This is a genomic window from Streptomyces pathocidini, assembly GCF_001418495.1.
GTDB lineage: Bacteria > Actinomycetota > Actinomycetes > Streptomycetales > Streptomycetaceae > Streptomyces > Streptomyces pathocidini.
In genome coordinates this window covers 1-1,860 of the sequence record NZ_LIQY01000587.1, presented here as the reverse complement: position 1 = coordinate 1,860, position 1,860 = coordinate 1, and the positions used below count along the sequence as shown (strand labels likewise).

The 1,860-nt window shown below is 73.6% G+C and carries 2 protein-coding genes; both read right to left on the bottom strand.

The annotated features are described in order from the left end of the window. Positions 1 to 199: 199 nt before the first annotated feature. Positions 200 to 931: an SRPBCC family protein gene (locus tag AOK16_RS23100; RefSeq protein ID WP_055474077.1), complete on the bottom strand. Its 732-nt coding sequence runs from the start codon at positions 929 to 931 to the stop codon at positions 200 to 202. A 2-nt stretch (positions 932 to 933) separates the two neighbouring features. After that, on the bottom strand, positions 934 to 1,638 hold the full coding sequence (locus tag AOK16_RS23095) for an ArsR/SmtB family transcription factor (RefSeq protein WP_079101684.1): 705 nt from the start codon (positions 1,636 to 1,638) through the stop codon (positions 934 to 936). Positions 1,639 to 1,860 lie beyond the last annotated feature (222 nt).

Sequence of the window (1,860 nt, the reverse complement as noted above, 5' to 3'; positions counted from 1 at the left end):
GGCCAACCGTGGGTCCGTGGCCCGATCGCGGGCCGGGGGCTCGGCACGGGGCCGGACGAGGGCCCAGGCGTGGGGCCGGACGGGTGCCCGACCGCAGGGTCGGCGAGGGCTCAGGCCTGGGGCCCGACGGGGCCTGACTGCAGGGCCGACGGGGGCCGGACGGGGGCCCGATCGCAAGGTCGACGAGGGCCCAGCCGCCTTACGCGAACACGCCGTTGATCCACTCCTGCCAGACGCGCCCGGTCTCCTTCGGGTCGGCGTCCGCCCCGAAGCCGTGCACGACGACCTCGACGGGCGCGCCCCACGCGCCCCTGCCGAAGAAGCGGTACAGCGCGTCCTCGCCGCGCAGCCCGAGGAAGTACGCGTTGCGGTAGTCCACGACGGCGTCGAAGGGCGCCGCCCCCGGCAACTCGACCCGCACGCGGCCGCCCGGCTGCGCGCCGTCCGCCAGGCCGAGCGCGCGGCCGACCGCGTCGAGCGAGCCGGGCGCGCCGGAGGCCGCGGGCCCCTCGGCGGAGGAGTGCGTGGCGGGGCGGCCGGTGAAGTGCTCCAGGTACTGCCGGAGGGTGTGCAGGTAGAAGTCGGTGTGCTTGGCGGCGCCGTCGTACTGGCTGTCCCAGTCCTCGACGAAGATGCCGCTGTGCACATAGCGGACCCAGGAGCCGCCGCCCTCGCGCGGTTCGATGACGCGCTCCAGCTGGTTGAGCGACTGCACGGGCGGCAGCAGGGCCGGGTCCTCGACCCGGTCGACCAGCCGGTGCGGCGGATCCCAGACCGTGACCGAGCCGCCGAACGGGGCGCCGCCGCCCTCGCCCTCCTCGTACTCCATCGGCCACAGCCACCCCGCCGTGCCGGTGGTGAACGCGTCCCAGACCTGCTGCGGTTCCGCGTCCACCGCGAACTCGCGGACGATCTCGAATTCCTTGGACATGGTTACTCCTCGGGTGCGGTGTGTACGTCGGGGGTGCCGGACTCGGCGGCGCCGGACGCGATCCCGGGCCGGTCCTCGGCTCCGGCACCGGTCCCGGTGTCGGAGCCGGCGTCGGTCTCGGTCTTGGGCTTGACCTTGGGGTGGACGGCCACCACGATCCGGTGGGGTCGGCCCCCCTCGGCGGACTCGTCGTGGTACTTGGCGATCAGGGCGCTCACGCCGTTCGTCAACTCCTCGACGAAAGCGGCCCGTTCGGCCGCCGAGGCGAACCGCACCTCGCCGTCGAGTGCGAAGGTCGCCAGCCGCTGACGGGCCTTCGCCGCGCCCGTGATCAGCGTGCCCACGTCGCGTACGAGGCGGGCGGCGACCGCGAGCAGCCAGCGCGCCGAGAGCTGGTCCCGGAAGCGCGCCGGGTCCGGCTCGACCGCGGCCAGCGCGGCGGGGGAGATCACGTACGAGGCGGCGGTGGCGCGCATCAGCCGCTCGGTCACGTTGCCCTTCCTGCGCTCACCGGCCAGCTCGACCAGGCCGTGCCGCTCCAGGGCCTTGAGGTGGTAGTTCACCTTCTGCCGCGCCAGGCCGACCCGGGGGGCCAGCATCGCGGCCGAGGCGGGCTCGGCGGCCAGCTCGGCCAGTAGCCGGGCCCGTACCGGAGCCAGCGAGACCTCCGCCGCCGCCGGGTCCTCGATCACCGTCACGTCCAACATGGCTCCACCGTCTCACCGAAAAGAAAAATTGTCCAGACGGCTCGGATTGTCGGTGACTCGGCGCGCGCCATCGGCCTTGGCCGAAGACACAGGTGGCGGGGTGTCCTGTTGGGACGAACGCACAGAAGCTTCCGTGCGGTTGGCCAGGACCTGGCGCGATCGGGGACAATGTCCTAGGAGCCGCAGCCTGACCCCTCGCCGGTTCTGCGCTGACTCCCCACC